The organism is Lutibacter agarilyticus (genome assembly GCF_900188235.1).
Taxonomy (GTDB): Bacteria; Bacteroidota; Bacteroidia; order Flavobacteriales; family Flavobacteriaceae; genus Lutibacter; species Lutibacter agarilyticus.
In genome coordinates this window covers 454284-471207 of the sequence record NZ_FZNT01000003.1, presented here as the reverse complement: position 1 = coordinate 471207, position 16924 = coordinate 454284, and the positions used below count along the sequence as shown (strand labels likewise).

Here is a 16924-nt window from a genome sequence, read left to right as displayed (position 1 = left end):
AAAAATTAAATTCCTATTACCATTGATGCGGTAAACTTAGAAATTTTGAAATCTAAATTTACAGGGTCAATTTCGTTGTATTGAGGGTAATAATCATAAGCGCCGGTTTGAGAATCTTGTTGGTAAGACAGATCTATTTTTACAGCTCCAAAATTATAGCCTATACCAAATGAATAACCATCTTTATTGTCTGATGAAATGGCATTTTTATAAGGGTTTTGTTCAAAATGATAACCACCTCTTAATGAGAAATTATCTAATCTCCACTCTGTTCCCAAGCGAACTTCATTGGTACCTCTTAAATCTCTGTTGAAATTTTGGTTTTCTTCATTAAAAGGACCGTTTGTTAATGTTATGTTTGAATAGTCTCGATATACATAATCAATACTAAATAACCCGTATTTATCAAAAATATACGCAAAACTTCCTGTGTATTTGCTTGGTGTTCTTAAGTTGTAATAAAACCTGCTTACGCCAGAGTTGTATGTGTATAACTCATCAACATTACTTACGTAAATTTCTTCGTCATAATCTAAATAATCTTCCCCTAAATTATACCAAACAGGAGATTGGTAAGCTAAACCTAAACGTACATTTTTTGAGGGCTTACCTATAATACCAAAATTAAAGGAATATCCATTTCCAAAAGTGCTCAGTTTTTGAAATAATGAAGCGTCTAAATAATCATTATTATCAGCATAATTATATTCTTCTAATAAAACACGTTGATTAAAGTTGATATTGTATGTTGTAAAAGAAGCTCCTAAATACAGTTTGTTGTTATATTCTGCAGCCACAGTAAAATTGTATTTATTATTTTCTCCACTTGTAGCGTTTTCAAAATATTGCCCATCTGAATTTAGATATAAGAAGTTTTCATCATTTGGATCGTAAATGTAAGTTGGATAATTACTATTTCCTTCTACAAACCAAAAATTATTAAAATCTTTAATTTTTGTGTAATCAAAGGCAAAAGCAACACGTCCCCAGCCACCGTTGTTTCCATAATTATTTCTAAATACAAAAACCCCACCTGCTTGAGAAAAGTTTACATTGTCATACGAGCTATAGGTATTGGCTCCGTAATAGTTGGCTTCAGTATCAATATTATCAAAATCAATAGAAAATGCAATTTGGCTTTTTAAAAAAACAGCTGCACCAGCAGGGTTTATACTAATCGCCGAAAGATCACCTCCTAAACTACCAAATGCACCACTCATAGCATTAAAACGTGCAGTTCCAGTTTTACTTTCGTTAGCAAATAACACTCCAATATCGTTATAACCTACTGTTTGCGCTTTTGCAATAAGCCCAGAAAATAATACAATAGCAATAAATATTTTTTTCATAATAATTAAATTGAGTTAATAGTTAGTTTCTTCTTGATGATGATCTTGATGAACTTGACGAAGATGAAGATCTGCTAGAGGAACTTGAGGCTGATGAAGATCTACTAGACGAACTTGAAGCTGATGAGGATCTGTTTGGTGTACTAGTAGATTTACGACTATAAGATGCTGAACTAGCTGATGATTTTGGTTTATAAGAAGAATTTCTTGATGAACTATTTCTGTTAGCGTTTGAATTTCTAGTTGAAGAGCTATTATAAACAGGTCTACTCGTTTTAACTGAAGAATTATTTCTGTTAATATTTGTGTTTGAATTATTAGAACGTCTTATTGTTGAAGCTCCACTAGTGTTTTTAACTCTAGAGTTTGTATACCTTGTATTTACCGCATATTGTTTTTGAGGCGATCTTGTGCTTGAATAGTTTCCAGTTCTTGAGTTTGACGATCTTGTAGATGGTGTTGTGCTATAAGAGATGTTTCTTCGTGATGAAGAACTTCGTCCCATTGACGAGCTTCTACCTGTATTTGATGAGCTTCTTTGTGTTGAAGAACTAGGTGTTCTAGTTGAAGATTGTCTAGTACTATTAGTTGTTCTAGTTGAAGAGTTGCTTCTATTTGTAGCTGTGTTACTAGAACCATTTGTAGATCTTCTAGTGTTTGCACTTCGATTTCTAGTTGAAGTACTAGTGTTTTTAGTTCCGGTATTAGCAATTCTATCTATTGTATTACTTCTGTCAGAAGATGTAACTCTTCTATTGGTTCCTGAGGCTACAGTATTGTTACTTCTTCGTCCAATAGTGCTATATGAATCTCTTTTTCCATAATGGTCTATGTAAGGAGGTCTGTAATAACCACCGCCACCATAATAAGGAGGTCTATAATATCCACCACCATAGTATGGAGGGTAATAACCGCCATACCATCCTCCACCATAGTATGGAGGGTAAAATCCACCATACCATCCGCCGTAGTAAGGAGGGAAATAAGGTCTATAAAATGGCGTATAAAAAGGATCATACCACCCACCAAATCCACCATAGCCATTAAAACCAGTGTTAAATGTTATGGTTACATCATTAGTATATTCCCAAGGAGCATTATTGTCATTACTGTAATATTCACCATTATTAGTGTCGTCGGTGTAGTAGTATTGATCTATATCTGTAAAAACCTCACCTTCTTCATTATCATAATTTTCGTCTTCTAGTTGACGAGAAAAGTAATTGCTTTCATAACTTCCAGTATTGTCAACAATTGCGGCAGTTTCAACAATAGCAGTGTTTTGTTGAGTATACGTATCATAAATACCATCAGTATTATAGGCACTTTGGTAAGTACCACAAGAATATAAACCCACAAAAGTCACCAAAAGTAAACTTATTTTTGAAAGTTTTATTTGTACTTTATTTGAAACTTGCATAATCAATTGATATTTTTATTGTTGAACAATTAAAAAAAACTAATTTTGTCGAAAATTAACATTTTTTTATTGTAAAAGATACAATATTTGTGCCAAACTTTTGATTATGGGTAAGAATTTAACAAAGAGAGAAGTAGACTATTCTAAATGGTATAACGAATTGGTTGTAAAGGCCGATTTAGCTGAGAATTCGGCAGTTAGAGGTTGTATGGTAATTAAACCATACGGTTATGCTATTTGGGAGAAAATGCAAGCAGAATTAGATAGAATGTTTAAAGAAACAGGACATGAAAATGCCTATTTTCCTTTATTTGTACCTAAAAGTTTATTCGAAGCAGAAGAGAAAAATGCTGAAGGTTTTGCAAAAGAATGTGCTGTTGTAACACATTATAGATTACAAAATGACCCTGATAATCCTGGTAAACTTCGTGTAGATCCTACAGCCAAATTAGAAGAAGAATTGGTGGTTAGGCCAACTTCGGAAGCAATTATTTGGAATACTTACAAAGGTTGGATTCAATCATACAGAGATTTACCACTTTTAATTAATCAATGGGCCAATGTGGTGCGTTGGGAAATGCGTACGCGCTTATTTTTAAGAACCGCTGAATTTTTATGGCAAGAAGGGCATACTGCACATGCAACTAAAAAAGAAGCGTTGGCAGAGGCATTACAAATGCAAAAGGTGTATGCTGAGTTTGCTGAAAACTTTATGGCAATGCCAGTTGTTAAAGGTGCAAAATCTGAAAGTGAACGTTTTGCAGGTGCTGATGAAACCTATACTATTGAAGCATTAATGCAAGATGGAAAAGCATTGCAAGCAGGTACATCTCACTTTTTGGGTCAAAACTTTGCAAAAGCTTTTGATGTAAAATACACTTCAAAAGAAGGAAAACAAGAATATGTTTGGGCAACTTCATGGGGAGTTTCAACTAGGTTAATAGGAGGGCTTATTATGACGCATTCAGATGATTTAGGTTTGGTGCTGCCTCCAAAGCTAGCTCCAATACAAGTTGTGATTGTGCCAATTTATAAAGGAGATGATCAATTAGAAGCTATTTCAGAAAAGGTAAACGTATTTGTAAAAGAATTTAGAAAACGAGGAGTCTCGGTTAAATTTGATACGAGAGATACTTTTAGACCTGGTGCTAAATTTGCAGAATACGAATTAAAAGGTGTACCAGTAAGAATTGCATTTGGAAATAGAGATTTAGAAAACAATACCGTTGAAGTAGCCAGAAGAGATACTTTAGAGAAGCAAACAGTGTCTCAAGACGATGTAGTTGAGTTTGTCGCTAATTTATTAGAAGAAATACAAGATAACTTATTTAATAGAGCTATTTCTTATAGAGAAGCACATACAACAGTAGTAGATACTTTTGAAGAATTTAAAGATGCTATTGAAAATAAGGGAGGATTTGTGTCAGCCCATTGGGATGGAACTACAGAAACGGAAGATAAAATCAAGGAATTGACAAAAGCAACCATAAGATGTATACCTTTAGATAATAAAATTGAAGGCGGAAAGTGTGTGTTTACAGGGGCTGAGTCAACCCAAAGAGTATTATTTGCAAAATCTTATTAAATTTTTTTGAAAAAAGTTTTGAGAAGTGAAAATAAGTTGTATTTTTGCATCCGCAATGACGAAATAATGTCATCGCAAAACAATAACGGTCCGTTCGTCTAGGGGTTAGGACGCATGGTTTTCATCCATGTAACAGGGGTTCGATTCCCCTACGGACTACAAAAAATTTAATAAAAAATTTATAATGGCAAATCACAAGTCAGCATTAAAAAGAATTAGAAGCAATCGCGTTAAGCAATTAAGAAATAAATATCAGCATAAAACTACTCGTAATGCTGTTAGAGATTTACGTGCTGCAACAGAGAAGAAGGACGCTGCGGATTTATATCCAAAAGTTGTTGCGATGCTTGATAAATTAGCTAAGAATAATGTTATTCACAAAAACAAAGCGAATAATTTAAAATCTAAATTAGCTAAACACGTAGCTGCATTATAGTTCTTTTATTAAAGAAATTATTTAAAAGCATCCAAATTGGATGCTTTTTTTGTACCTAATTTTTTGTAGCACAGGATTAATTGATCAATCCCAAAAGTTGAGTGTTTATTTAAATAATAGTTAGATTTTACAGGAAAAAAACTTTAGACAATTACTTAGAATTCTTAATCTCAATAAAAGTTTATAGAAACGATAATAAAGTTATATGAATATTTAAAACCAGACTATATTACTTACCACTCGTAAGACTTATTAGCGTCTAAACGAATAAAGATAAAGAGAAGTACTGTAAAGCCCCATAATGCAGAGCCTCCATAGCTAAAGAAGGGTAGAGGAATACCTATGGTAGGTAGCAATCCTATTGCCATTCCAATATTAATTGTAAAATGAGTGAATAGTATGGCAGCAATACTGTAGCCATAAACCCTACTAAATTTTGATTTTTGTTTTTCGGCAGTTCGAATGATTCTTAAAAAGAAAAGCATAAATAAAATAATAACAAAAACACTTCCTAAAAAGCCCCATTCTTCACCTATAATAGTGAAAATATAATCGGTTTGATGTTCAGGTACAAAGTTACCTTGAGTTCGTTCTCCTTGTAAAAAACCTCTTCCTGAAAATCCTCCAGAAGCTATTGTAGTAACCGATTGATTCGTGTTATATCCAATGTTCTTTATATCGGTTGTTTTTCCTAATAAAATATTAAAACGGTCTCTGTGACGTTGTTCAAAAACCTTATTAAAAACTACATCAACACTAAAAATAAATAAGGCAGCTGTTATAAAAAGACCAATTATTTTAATCCATCCTTTTTTTAAAGCTTTTTTTCGATAAAAATAAAAATAGAATAAGATTAGGATAGACACTAATAAGAGGCTGATTAAAGTATACAAATAACCGAAATATAGTGTTATTACAAATAGTGAAGCTGCAATAAATCCGATAGTAATATAATAAAAAGGCAATCCTTCGCGATACAATACAAAAATAAAAGCTGAATAAACCAATGCTGAACCAGGGTCAGGTTGTAACGTAATTAAAAAAGCAGGTAAAAGAAGGATTATAAATGATTGTAGTTGTGTGTTGATTTTTTTTAAATTGAATTGTTTGTCACTCACTAATTTCGCGACAGCTAAAGCAACTGCTGCTTTTGCAAATTCAGAAGGTTGTAAACTAAATATTCCTAAATTATACCAGGAAGTGGCTCCGTTTATATTTTTTCCAAAAACAAAAAGCCCTGCTAATGAAATTAAACTTATTAAATAAATAATAGAAGCGTATTTTTCATAAAACTTAGTTTCAAACAATAAAATTAATAATATAAGTGGTATGCTAAGTCCAATCCAAATCAATTGTTTACCATATTCAGTTGAAAAATTCATTAAATCGAGGTTGCCTTCAGTATTTGTAGCTGAATAAATATTTATCCATCCTATAAAAACCAATACAAAATAAAAGAGTACTAACACCCAATCTATTCCATGAAATATATTTGTTTTTCTACTTCTCAATTTCTTCGATTAATTGTTTTGCATATTCTTCTTCTAAACTACCATTTAACATGCGTTCTTCTTCTCTTGGTCTTATAGTTCCACCGTTTAAATATTTTTCAATCATTAAGGTTGCAATCGGTCCGGCCCATCTAGATCCCCAATAACCATTTTCAACAAAAACTGCAAGGGCAATTTTCGGGTCGTCTTTTGGAGCAAAAGCAATAAAAATAGAGTGATCTTGTCCATGTGGATTCTCAGCGGTTCCAGTTTTTCCACAAATTTCTATTCCTTTTACACGAGACCAAGTAGCAGTTCCTCTTGGGTTTTCAAACACATCAAATAAACCTTCAATTACGGGGTCAAAATATTTTTTGTCGATACTAGTTTGTTTTGGTGATGTAAATTTTTTATCCAATTTAACTCCCGCTATATTTTTTACAATGTGTGGTGTAAAATAGTACCCTCTATTCGCAACCGTAGCCGTCATATTAGCCAATTGAATGGGAGTTGTTAATATTTCACCTTGACCAATAGAGTTTGAAATGGTATAAGTAGCACCCCATCTAGAATCTGGGTACCATTTGTTATAAAAAGCACCATCAGGAACTAATCCTTTTTGACCTACAGATAAATCATTGTTTAAATAACTACCTAAACCAAAACTTTTTACGTGCTTGCTCCAAACATTCATGCCTTCAGGGGCGTTAGGGTATTTTTCTATAGTTTTTCTATAGGCGTTTGCAAAATAACTATTACACGATCGGTAAATAGCCTTATTTAATTCAACAGGACTTCCATGGGTTCCACAGTGACATTCCATAAAAGCGCCTTTACCTGTGCCATATTTATAGCCTCCAAAACATTTAATAGTTGTTGAGGTGCTTAGTACATTTTCTTGAAGGGCAACTAGTGCAGTAATAACTTTAAAAGGTGATCCCGGTGGGTATTCCCCTTGTAATCCTCTATCTAGTAGTGGTTTGCTAATTGTATCAAGATACATTTTTGAAAAATTTTTAGAGCGTTCTCTTCCAATCATTAAATTAGGATCATATGTTGGTGCAGAAACCAAAGCTAAAATTTCTCCTGAAGAAGGTTCAATAGCTACAATTCCACCTCTTTTGTTAACCATTAGAGATTCACCGTATTGTTGTAAAACACCATCAATTGTTAATGTAATATCGTTTCCAGGTATAGGTAGTGTGTCGTAAATTCCGTTTTTGTAAGGCCCAATCTCCCTATTAAAACGGTCTCTTTGAATACGCTTAACACCCTTTCTTCCTCTTAAATTTGTTTCATAGGTTTTTTCAACACCAGCTGTACCAATTAATTCACCTAATTGATAGTAGGCGTTTTTTTTAATAATTGCTTCATTTACTTCGCTAATATAGCCTAAAACATTGGGAGCCGATTTTACGGGATATTCTCTTAATGATCTTTTCTGAATGTAAAAGCCTTTGTATTTGTACATTTTCTCTTGTAAGAAGGCGTAGTCAGTTTTTGAAAGTTGGGCTACAAATGTTGAAGGAATTCTTGTAGAATATGTTTTAGCTCTATTGAATTTGTTTATAAAATCTTCTTTTGAAATTTTTAAGAGTGAACAAAATTCGAGAGTGTCTAAAGGTTTTACCTCCCTTGGAATAATCATAATATCATATGATAGTTGATTGGCAACTAATAACAATCCGTTTCTATCATAAACATAACCTCTTTCAGGATAATCGTAAGTTACTTTTATGGTAGAATTGTTTAAGGGATTTAATTGATAGGGATTATTTAAAATTTGAAGGTAAAATAAGCGCCCAATAAAAATGACCCCCACAAGGATAATTAAGACTGATAACAAACCTATTCGTTTCATTTATTTCTTTTTTGTAAATAATGCAATTCCTAAAAATATGATCAATATGCTAAAAACACTTGTAACTAAAGTATTAGAAATAATGCTCATAAAATCATTTAAGCTAAAGTACGCTAAACTAAAAACGATTAAATGGTGAATTATTGTTAAAGTTGAAATAAAAATGAACGCTTTACTAAAAGCGATAGTTCTTAAATTAAATAATAAGTAATCGAAATCAGATTTTCGTAAAATTGTTTTTAGAAGCGGTAATCTTATAAAAGCAATAAATAAGGTTGCTGCAGCATTTATTCCACCAGAATCTGAGAAAAAATCGACTGATAACCCCAATAAAAAACTGTAAATTAATAATGCATTTATGTTTTTACGAATTGGAAAAAGAAATACCCCTGCTATATATATCATAGGGTTTAGGTAACCAAATAAATTTAGATGGTTAAAAACAAGTACTTGTAAAAGTAACAAGCCAAGGAAGCGAAAACTATTTAATAAAATAATATTATTCATTTAAAATGTTTTGTTCTAATTTTAGTTGTTCTTCTTTTTCAAGATTTTTAATAACTTCAACATAACCAATAGCACTCATATCATTAAATAATTGAACATTAATTTGTTGATATTGGTTGTTTTCAAAAATAAAATCTTTGATACTTCCAACTAAAATTCCTTCAGGAAAAATAATGGATTTCCCTCCAGTAATAATTGTATCTCCAACTTTCAGTTGTGCTTGTCTTGGTATGTCTGTAACTTGAACAATATTGTAATCAACTCCGTTCCAAATAAGTGTTCCAAAATGATTGCTATTTTTTAAGCTAACATTAATTTTAGAACTTTTATTTAAAATTGAAAGTACCGTTGCAAAATTATTAGAAGTGCTATTTATAACACCAATAATTCCTTTGCCATTTATAACGCCCATGTCAGCTAATAAACCTTGATTCTCCCCTTTATTCAGTGTTAAAAAGTTATTTCGTTGCGTGTAATCGTTTTTAATAATTTTTGCTGAAGTGTATTCGTATCTTGAAGTAAACTTTGAAGAATCATTAACCAAAAAAGTGGTTGAATTGTATTCAATATCTTTTTTAGCTAACAAATTTCTTAAGCGAGCGTTCTCTTCAATAAGAATTTTGTTTTCAGTACTTAAATAAAAATAGTCACTTAACGCAGTTGTTTTTTTGTAAAAACCTCCTGTTACAGCATTGGCGGAATTCACAAATTTACTTTTGTGATAAGAATGGTGTTGTATGGTAAAATAAAACGCTAAAATTTCTAGTACCAAAAACAGCAGAAAGTATCTGAATTTTTTAATAAAATAAATAATTTGCTGCATATGTCAATTGTAGAAAAGTGTACTATTTCATTAATACATTTTTATATTTTTCAAGATCTTTTAAGGCAATTCCTGTGCCTCTTACTACTGCTCTTAAAGGGTCTTCAGCAACATAAACAGGTAAATCTGTTTTTCTAGATAAACGTTTATCTAATCCACGAAGCATTGAACCACCACCTGCTAAATAAATACCAGTGTTGTATATATCTGCAGCAAGTTCGGGCGGAGTTCTTGAAAGTGTTTCCATTACTGCATCTTCAATTCTTAAAATAGATTTGTCTAATGCTTTTGAAATTTCTCTAAAAGAAACTTGTACTTGTTTTGGTTTTCCACTTAATAAATCACGTCCTTGAACTAACATATCTTCTGGCGGAGTTTCTAAATCTTCAGTAGCTGCACCAATTTGAATTTTAATTTTTTCAGCAGTACGTTCACCTATATATAAGTTGTGTTGTGTTCTCATATAATATGCAATATCTGCGGTAAAAACATCACCAGCAACTTTTACAGATTTATCGCACACAATACCACCTAAAGCTATTACAGCAATTTCAGTAGTACCACCACCTATATCAATAATCATATTTCCTTTAGGTTCCATAATATCAATACCAATACCAATAGCTGCTGCCATTGGTTCATGAATTAAATAAATTTCTTTGGCATTCATGTGTTCGGCAGAATCTATTACGGCACGTTTTTCAACTTCTGTAATTCCTGAAGGAATACAAATAACCATTCGTAAAGATGGTGTAAAAAATTTCTTTTTAATGCTTGGAATGTTTTTGATAAATTCTTTTATCATTTGTTCCGAAGCTTCAAAATCGGCAATTACACCATCTTTTAAAGGTCGAATAGTTTTAATATTCTCATGAGTTTTTCCTTGCATTAAACTAGCTTTTTGACCAGTCGCAATTATTTTCCCCGTACTTCTATCACGAGCAACTATTGATGGAGCATCAACAATTACCTTTCCATCATGAATAATTAACGTGTTTGCCGTACCTAAGTCAATGGCAATGTCTTCGGTCATAAAGTCGAAAAAACCCATATTTTTTTTATTGTTTTTTTAATTTTTAAATCTAACCTCTCAAAGTTACTAAAATTAATGCTTGAAATGACGTGTACCTGTAAATACCATGCCAATATTATGTTCATTACAATAATCAATAGATAATTGATCTTTAATTGAACCTCCTGGTTGAATTACAGCTTCAATTCCTGCATTACCCGCAATTTCTACACAATCAGGAAATGGGAAAAACGCATCACTTGCCATAACAGCTCCTTTTAAGTCGAAGTTAAATGTTTTTGCTTTTGTAATGGCTTGTTCTAAAGCATCAACTCTAGATGTTTGACCGGTACCACCAGCACATAACTGTTTGTTTTTAACTAAAATAATAGTATTTGATTTTGTGTGCTTACATATTTTTGAAGCAAATAATAAATCTTCAATTTCTGAATCAGATACAATTCTAGTTGTAACGTTTTTTAAACCCTCTTTAGTATCTGTTACGTTATTAGGGTCTTGGGCTAAAACTCCGTTAAGTGCAGTTCTGTAGCTAATATTAGGGAATTCAACTTCTTTTTGAACCAAAAGAATTCTATTTTTCTTTCCCTTTAATATTTCTAAAGCAGCTTCTGAGTATGATGGCGCTATTACAACCTCACAAAATAAACTGTGAATTTCTTTTGCTGTAGCTTCATCAATTTCTTTGTTAGCAATTAAAACACCTCCAAAAGCTGAAGTTGGGTCACCTGCTAAAGCATCAACATAAGCTTGTACTAATGTTTCTCTTTGTGCAAAACCACACGCATTGTTGTGTTTTAAAATGGCAAATGTAGGTGCTTCACCTTTAAACTCTTTAATTAAGTTTACAGCAGCATCAACATCTAGTAAATTGTTGAATGATAATTCTTTACCGTGTAATTTTTCGAATAATTCATCTAAATTACCGTAAAAGAACCCTTTTTGATGTGGGTTTTCTCCATATCGTAATTGTTTTGAAACATCAAAACTTTGTCTAAACACAGGTTCATCATCATTTAAGTAATTGAAAATAGCAGTGTCGTAATGACTTGAAACAGCAAAAGATTTGGCTGCAAAGTTTTTACGGTCAGCAATAGTTGTTGATCCGTTATTCTCAGTCATTATTTGTAAAAACTCATCGTATTGATTCATAGATGATACACAAATAACGTCTTTAAAGTTTTTAGCTGCAGCTCTAATTAATGAAATTCCACCGATATCAATTTTTTCAATAATATCTTGTTCAGGAGCTTTACTTGCTACAGTTTTTTCAAAAGGGTATAAATCAACAATAACAATGTCAATTTCTGGAATTTCAAATTCACCTAATTGAGATAAATCGTTTTCATTTTCGCGTCTTGCTAAAATACCTCCAAATACTTTTGGGTGTAATGTTTTAACTCTTCCTCCTAATATTGAAGGGTACGATGTTAAATCTTCAACAGGTACTACGCTAATACCTAAATCGTTAATAAACTTTTCGGTTCCACCTGTTGAATAAATGGTGATTCCAAGTTCATCTAATTTTTTAATAATTGGTTCTAAACCGTCTTTGTGAAAGACTGAAATTAAAGCGCTTTTGGCTTTTTTAGTTGTGTTCATGTGGTGTGTTGTTGCTTTTGCGCAAAGCTAATAATTATCAGCTACTTAAACAATACAAATTGTAGCTTAATTTTTGTGAATTTTTATAATTTTTCAACATTCAAAAATCTTTAAATTTTTGCGTGTATTTATTCTTTTTTTCTTCTGAAGCAAGATTTTAATATGTTGTTTTTTAGAAGAGTTTAGCTACTTTTTTGCATACATATTCTAGCAATAATTCATCATCTTTTGTAAACGGATTTACAGTGTGCGAGTCAATATCAATTTGACCTATGTTTTTGTTATTTACAAATATTGGAATTACAATTTCACTTTTCACTTTCCATCCGCATGAAATATAATTGTCTTGAGCACTTACATCAGGAACAACAAAATTTTCATTACTCACAGCAACTTGCCCACAAATTCCTTTTCCAAAAGGTATAATTGTATGGTCGGTTGGTTCACCTGCAAATTCGGCCAGTTTTAACTCGTTTTTATCTCCATTTTTAAAATAGAACCCAACCCAATCATAGTAAGTGATTTCTTTTTTTAAATAATCACATATTTGTTGAAGTTTTTCATTTTTAGAAGTTTCTTGCTTAAGAATATCTTTTACCGAGTTTTTTAATAATGTAAGTTTCATTTTTAATTTGTAATTTTATGCAAAATTAAAATTCTTTTTTGGTGCAAAGCAATAAATTAGTTGTAATCTTTTTAATTAAATTTTTTGGTACTTATGCGCTGCTGTCATTTTTATATAGTTTGTATTTAAATGACACCCAAAATACCACCAATTTTTTTTCGTGTGCCCCAATAACTAAAGCTGTTGCTAGTCAAACCAGTTACATTTTGAATAGCGTTGGTTACGATACCGTAATTGAACAACACCCCGAGGAACTTTCAATAAAATTAATAATTAAAGGCAATTACGTTTCAAGGATTATTGAAGGTTGTAATGCTGTAAGCATTATTATTTTATTTATTTCATTTATTGTGTCGTTTTCTTCCAAAATTTTACCCACCACACTGTACATTATTTTTGGAAGTTTTTTAATCTATAGTATAAATGTTGTTCGAATTGCTATTATTTGTATTGCAATGTTTGAGTACCCAGAATATCAAGATATTTTGCACGACATTGTATTTCCTTCAATTATTTATGGAACCACTTTTTTATTGTGGTTTATTTGGATACAAAAATTTTCAAAGTTGAAGAAATGAAAAAAATTGTAAGTATTATTTTAATAATTGTTTTACTGCTTGTTTTAGTTGGAATTAGAGCAGTAGTAGCTCCTTTATTTTATGATCCGCTAAAAGATTATTTTAAGAATGATTATTTATATACTTCAATACCAACTATTGAATTTGGTGTTTATTTTTTACACCTGTTTTTTAGGTATGTTTTAAATACATTGGTTTCATTGGCTATTATTTATGTAGCTTTTAGAAACTTAAAATTAATTCATTTTGCTATTCAGTTTTATTTAATCGTTTTTGTGTTTTTAGTTGTAGTGCTTTTTTTACTTTTGAAGTTTCAATTTATAGATGGTTATCTATTATTGTTTTATGTTCGCAGATTCTTAATTCACCCATTATTTGTATTTATACTATTGCCTGCGTTTTACTATCAAAAAATTCGCTTGAAGAATTAATTTTTATTTTCAGGTTTAAAGATGTATAATTTTCATAATTTAGGCGACCAATGTTAATTAAGTTACATTAGGATAAAATCAAAATTAAAACAATCAAATAAAATGAAAAAATCAATCTTATTAGTAGCAGCTATCTTTTCTATGGCTGTAATGTTTACATCATGTAAAGAAACAAAAAAAGAAGAAGTTAAAGCTGAAAGCCATGAGGGGCATGACCATAGTGCAGACGAGAAATTAGCTGATGCTAATTTTCAATGTCCAATGGATTGTGAAAAGGGAAAAACGTATGCTGAAGCAGGTCCTTGTCCTGTTTGTAAAATGGATTTAAAAGAGCAATCTGTAGCTACACCAATTCATGCGGAAGGTTGTACTTGTAATGATGGCGGTGAGTGTACTTGTGAGTCTGGAAAATGCAAATGTATGGCTGAAAATACATCAACTGCTAAAGAATGTGCTAAGTGTGAACCAGGTGAATGTAGCTGTAAAGCTAAAGAAGTAGCAAAATCTGAAAAAGAATGTTCACATTGTGAGCCGGGATCTTGCGAGTGTAAAGCTTAAGAGTTACGATTTAGATAAATAAAAAACCAGATTAATATGAATTAATCTGGTTTTTTTATGATATGTTTTTAAAGTTAAAACTCTAAAAGCGCTTTTATTTTATGATTTGGAACATATTTTTGAAGTTCTTTTCTTCCTGGTAAAAAGGTTAAATCCATAATAAAATTAAAACCAGCTATTTGAGCTCCACATTTTAATATAATTTCTGCAGCGGCTCCTGCAGTTCCACCAGTTGCTAATAAATCGTCATGTATCAATACTTTGTCTCCGGGTTTTATTAAGCCTTCTTGTACTTGAATTTCATCGGTACCATATTCCTTTTGAAATGTTTGTGTAATTAATTCTCCTGGAAGTTTTCCTGGTTTTCTAGCTAAAATCATTGGTGCATTTGCAATTTTAGCTAAGTCAAAACCAAATAAAAAGCCTCTAGCATCAAAACATAATATTTTATTGAATTCATACTCATTTTTTTTATTCTTCGGAAGTAATTCTTTTAAATAATGAGACGTTATTGAAGCCAATTCAGGATTGAATAAAATACTTTGAACATCTTTAAAATTCACCCCTTTTTCAGGCCAATCTGGGAATGTTTTTATTTCAGAAGTTAAAACTTTTCGGCATTCTTCAATTGTTGTAATAGCATCAATAGTCATAATTGAGTTGAATTATTTATATGTAGTTTTCAAAATTACTTAAAAAAAAGCAATAATAGTTTTAAAAGAAAGAGACTGTCTAAAAAGTATCAAAATCCGTCATTCTGAATTTATTTACTCACATCCTTTCTTGTTTTTTAAATAGGAATTCGTGAATCTACGATTTCAGAATCTCATCATACTGATAATTAATCATTATGAGAACCTGAATCAACTTCAGGTTGACGAAAAGTTTACTTTTTAGACAGTCTCTTTACACTGTTTTTATAAAATGATTACATCATTCCTGGCATTCCACCACCCATTGGAGGCATTCCAGCAGCAGGAGCATCTTCTTTAATATCAACTAAGGTACAAGCTGTAGTTAAAATCATACCCGCAACTGAGGCAGCATTTTCTAATGCAACTCTAGTAACTTTAGTAGGGTCAATAATACCTGCAGTTAACATATTTGTGTACTCTTCAGTTTTTGCGTTGTATCCAAAATCACCTGCTCCTTCAATAACTTTTGCTACTACAACAGAACCTTCACCACCTGCATTTTCAACAATTTGGCGTAATGGCTCTTCAATAGCTCTTGCTAAAATTTTAATTCCAGTTACCTCATCTAAACTATCAGTAGTGATTGATTTTAATACTTCAATAGTTCTAACTAAAGCAACACCACCACCAGCAACAATTCCTTCTTCAACAGCAGCACGTGTTGCATGTAATGCATCATCAACTCTGTCTTTTTTCTCTTTCATTTCTACTTCACTTGGAGCACCAACATATAAAACTGCAACACCACCAGCTAATTTAGCTAAACGCTCTTGTAATTTTTCTTTGTCGTAATCAGAAGTTGTAGTTTCAATTTGAGCTTTAATTTGAGCAACTCTAGCTTTAATTAAATCTGCATCTCCAGCACCATTTACAATAGTAGTATTGTCTTTGTCAATAGTTACTCTTTCAGCAGAACCTAACATTTCTAAAGTAGTGTTTTCTAAACTTAAACCTCTTTCTTCAGAAATTACTGTTCCACCAGTTAAAATGGCAACATCTTCTAACATTGCTTTTCTGCGATCACCAAAACCTGGAGCTTTTACAGCTGCAATTTTTAAAGCACCACGTAATTTATTCATTACTAAAGTAGCTAAAGCTTCACCTTCAACATCTTCGGCAATAATTAATAATGGTTTTCCGCTTTGAGCAACTGGCTCTAAAATTGGTAATAAATCTTTAAGATTTGTAATTTTCTTTTCGAATAATAGAATGTAAGGATTTTCTAAGTCAGTTAACATTTTATCAGCATTAGTCACAAAATATGGAGATAAATAACCTCTATCAAATTGCATACCTTCAACAATATCAACATACGTTGTAGTTCCTTTAGCTTCTTCAACAGTAATTACACCTTCTTTACCAACTTTTTCAAAAGCCTTAGCAATTAAATCACCAATAGTTTCATCGTTATTTGCTGAAATAGATGCTACTTGCTTTATTTTGTCTGATTTGTTTCCAACCTCTTGAGATTGTTCTTGTAAATTCTTAACAATTGCTTCAACAGCTTTGTCAATTCCTCTTTTTAAATCTAAAGGATTTGCACCAGCAGCAACATTTTTTAAACCTTCTTTTACAATTGCTTGTGCTAAAACAGTTGCAGTTGTAGTACCATCACCAGCTAAATCGTTGGTTTTAGAGGCTACTTCTTTCACCATTTGTGCGCCCATGTTTTCTAAAGCATCTTCTAATTCAATCTCCTTAGCAACGGTTACACCATCTTTTGTAATTACAGGACCTCCAAAAGCTTTTCCAATTACAACATTTCTTCCTTTAGGACCTAATGTTACTTTAACTGCATTTGCTAAAGCATCAACACCACGCTTTAATCCGTCACGTGCTTCAATATCAAAAATTATATTTTTTGCCATTTTAATTATATTTTTTGCAAAAATGCTTTTGGCTTTGAGCCTTTAGCTTTTTGCGGGTTTGTTTTC

General features: G+C 31.6%; 16 protein-coding genes and 1 tRNA gene. 6 read left to right on the top strand and 11 right to left on the bottom strand.

The window, feature by feature from the left end:
- Nucleotides 1-5: 5 nt before the first annotated feature.
- Complete coding sequence (locus CHB67_RS07100) at nucleotides 6-1349, bottom strand: OmpP1/FadL family transporter (protein WP_089381049.1); 1344 nt, start codon at nucleotides 1347-1349, stop codon at nucleotides 6-8.
- 22 nt (nucleotides 1350-1371) lie between these two features.
- Complete coding sequence (locus CHB67_RS07095) at nucleotides 1372-2769, bottom strand: hypothetical protein (protein ID WP_089381048.1); 1398 nt, start codon at nucleotides 2767-2769, stop codon at nucleotides 1372-1374.
- 106 nt (nucleotides 2770-2875) lie between these two features.
- On the opposite strand from CHB67_RS07095, the gene proS reads away from it, so the two are divergent.
- The 3 genes from proS to rpsT all read left to right on the top strand — a co-directional run bounded on the left by proS (nucleotide 2876) and on the right by rpsT (nucleotide 4790).
- A complete protein-coding gene (gene proS, locus CHB67_RS07090; protein ID WP_089381047.1) occupies nucleotides 2876-4354 on the top strand; it encodes a proline--tRNA ligase in 1479 nt (492 codons plus the stop codon).
- An 87-nt stretch (nucleotides 4355-4441) separates the two neighbouring features.
- Nucleotides 4442-4513 (top strand) — tRNA-Glu (locus tag CHB67_RS07085).
- A gap of 25 nt (nucleotides 4514-4538) precedes the next feature.
- A complete protein-coding gene (gene rpsT, locus CHB67_RS07080) occupies nucleotides 4539-4790 on the top strand; it encodes a 30S ribosomal protein S20 (RefSeq protein ID WP_089381046.1) in 252 nt (83 codons plus the stop codon).
- Between the two features lie 233 nt (nucleotides 4791-5023).
- Here rpsT and rodA read toward each other — a convergent pair whose 3' ends face one another.
- The 7 genes from rodA to CHB67_RS07045 all read right to left on the bottom strand — a co-directional run bounded on the left by rodA (nucleotide 5024) and on the right by CHB67_RS07045 (nucleotide 12728).
- Entirely contained in the window at nucleotides 5024-6301 is a 1278-nt protein-coding gene (gene rodA / locus CHB67_RS07075) for a rod shape-determining protein RodA (RefSeq protein ID WP_089381045.1), read from the bottom strand.
- On the bottom strand, nucleotides 6291-8141 hold the full coding sequence (gene mrdA, locus CHB67_RS07070; RefSeq protein WP_089381044.1) for a penicillin-binding protein 2: 1851 nt from the start codon (nucleotides 8139-8141) through the stop codon (nucleotides 6291-6293). The genes rodA and mrdA overlap by 11 nt, the downstream gene beginning before the upstream one ends.
- Nucleotides 8142-8546, bottom strand: a complete 405-nt coding sequence (locus CHB67_RS07065) for a hypothetical protein (protein WP_089381123.1) — start codon at nucleotides 8544-8546, stop codon at nucleotides 8142-8144.
- Nucleotides 8547-8640: 94 nt separating this feature from the next.
- The gene (mreC, locus tag CHB67_RS07060) at nucleotides 8641-9471 is read right to left on the bottom strand and encodes a rod shape-determining protein MreC (protein WP_089381043.1); all 831 of its coding nucleotides are present in this window, start codon (nucleotides 9469-9471) and stop codon (nucleotides 8641-8643) included.
- Nucleotides 9472-9493: 22 nt separating this feature from the next.
- A complete protein-coding gene (locus tag CHB67_RS07055) occupies nucleotides 9494-10522 on the bottom strand; it encodes a rod shape-determining protein (protein ID WP_089381042.1) in 1029 nt (342 codons plus the stop codon).
- Between the two features lie 54 nt (nucleotides 10523-10576).
- Nucleotides 10577-12103 (bottom strand): bifunctional phosphoribosylaminoimidazolecarboxamide formyltransferase/IMP cyclohydrolase, encoded by a 1527-nt coding sequence (gene purH, locus CHB67_RS07050; RefSeq protein ID WP_089381041.1) that lies wholly within the window; start codon nucleotides 12101-12103, stop codon nucleotides 10577-10579.
- A gap of 172 nt (nucleotides 12104-12275) precedes the next feature.
- On the bottom strand, nucleotides 12276-12728 hold the full coding sequence (locus CHB67_RS07045; protein ID WP_089381040.1) for a GAF domain-containing protein: 453 nt from the start codon (nucleotides 12726-12728) through the stop codon (nucleotides 12276-12278).
- Between the two features lie 41 nt (nucleotides 12729-12769).
- On the opposite strand from CHB67_RS07045, the gene xrtF reads away from it, so the two are divergent.
- The 3 genes from xrtF to CHB67_RS07030 all read left to right on the top strand — a co-directional run bounded on the left by xrtF (nucleotide 12770) and on the right by CHB67_RS07030 (nucleotide 14295).
- Nucleotides 12770-13306, top strand: a complete 537-nt coding sequence (gene xrtF, locus CHB67_RS07040) for an exosortase family protein XrtF (RefSeq protein ID WP_089381122.1) — start codon at nucleotides 12770-12772, stop codon at nucleotides 13304-13306.
- Complete coding sequence (locus tag CHB67_RS07035; protein ID WP_089381121.1) at nucleotides 13303-13737, top strand: exosortase F system-associated membrane protein; 435 nt, start codon at nucleotides 13303-13305, stop codon at nucleotides 13735-13737. The genes xrtF and CHB67_RS07035 overlap by 4 nt, the downstream gene beginning before the upstream one ends.
- 102 nt (nucleotides 13738-13839) lie before the next feature.
- On the top strand, nucleotides 13840-14295 hold the full coding sequence (locus CHB67_RS07030) for a heavy metal-binding domain-containing protein (protein ID WP_089381039.1): 456 nt from the start codon (nucleotides 13840-13842) through the stop codon (nucleotides 14293-14295).
- A 74-nt stretch (nucleotides 14296-14369) separates the two neighbouring features.
- On the opposite strand, the gene CHB67_RS07025 is transcribed toward CHB67_RS07030, so the two are convergent.
- The gene (locus tag CHB67_RS07025) at nucleotides 14370-14948 is read right to left on the bottom strand and encodes an adenine phosphoribosyltransferase (RefSeq protein ID WP_089381038.1); all 579 of its coding nucleotides are present in this window, start codon (nucleotides 14946-14948) and stop codon (nucleotides 14370-14372) included.
- A gap of 275 nt (nucleotides 14949-15223) precedes the next feature.
- A complete protein-coding gene (groL, locus tag CHB67_RS07020; RefSeq protein WP_089381037.1) occupies nucleotides 15224-16858 on the bottom strand; it encodes a chaperonin GroEL in 1635 nt (544 codons plus the stop codon).
- Nucleotides 16859-16924 lie beyond the last annotated feature (66 nt).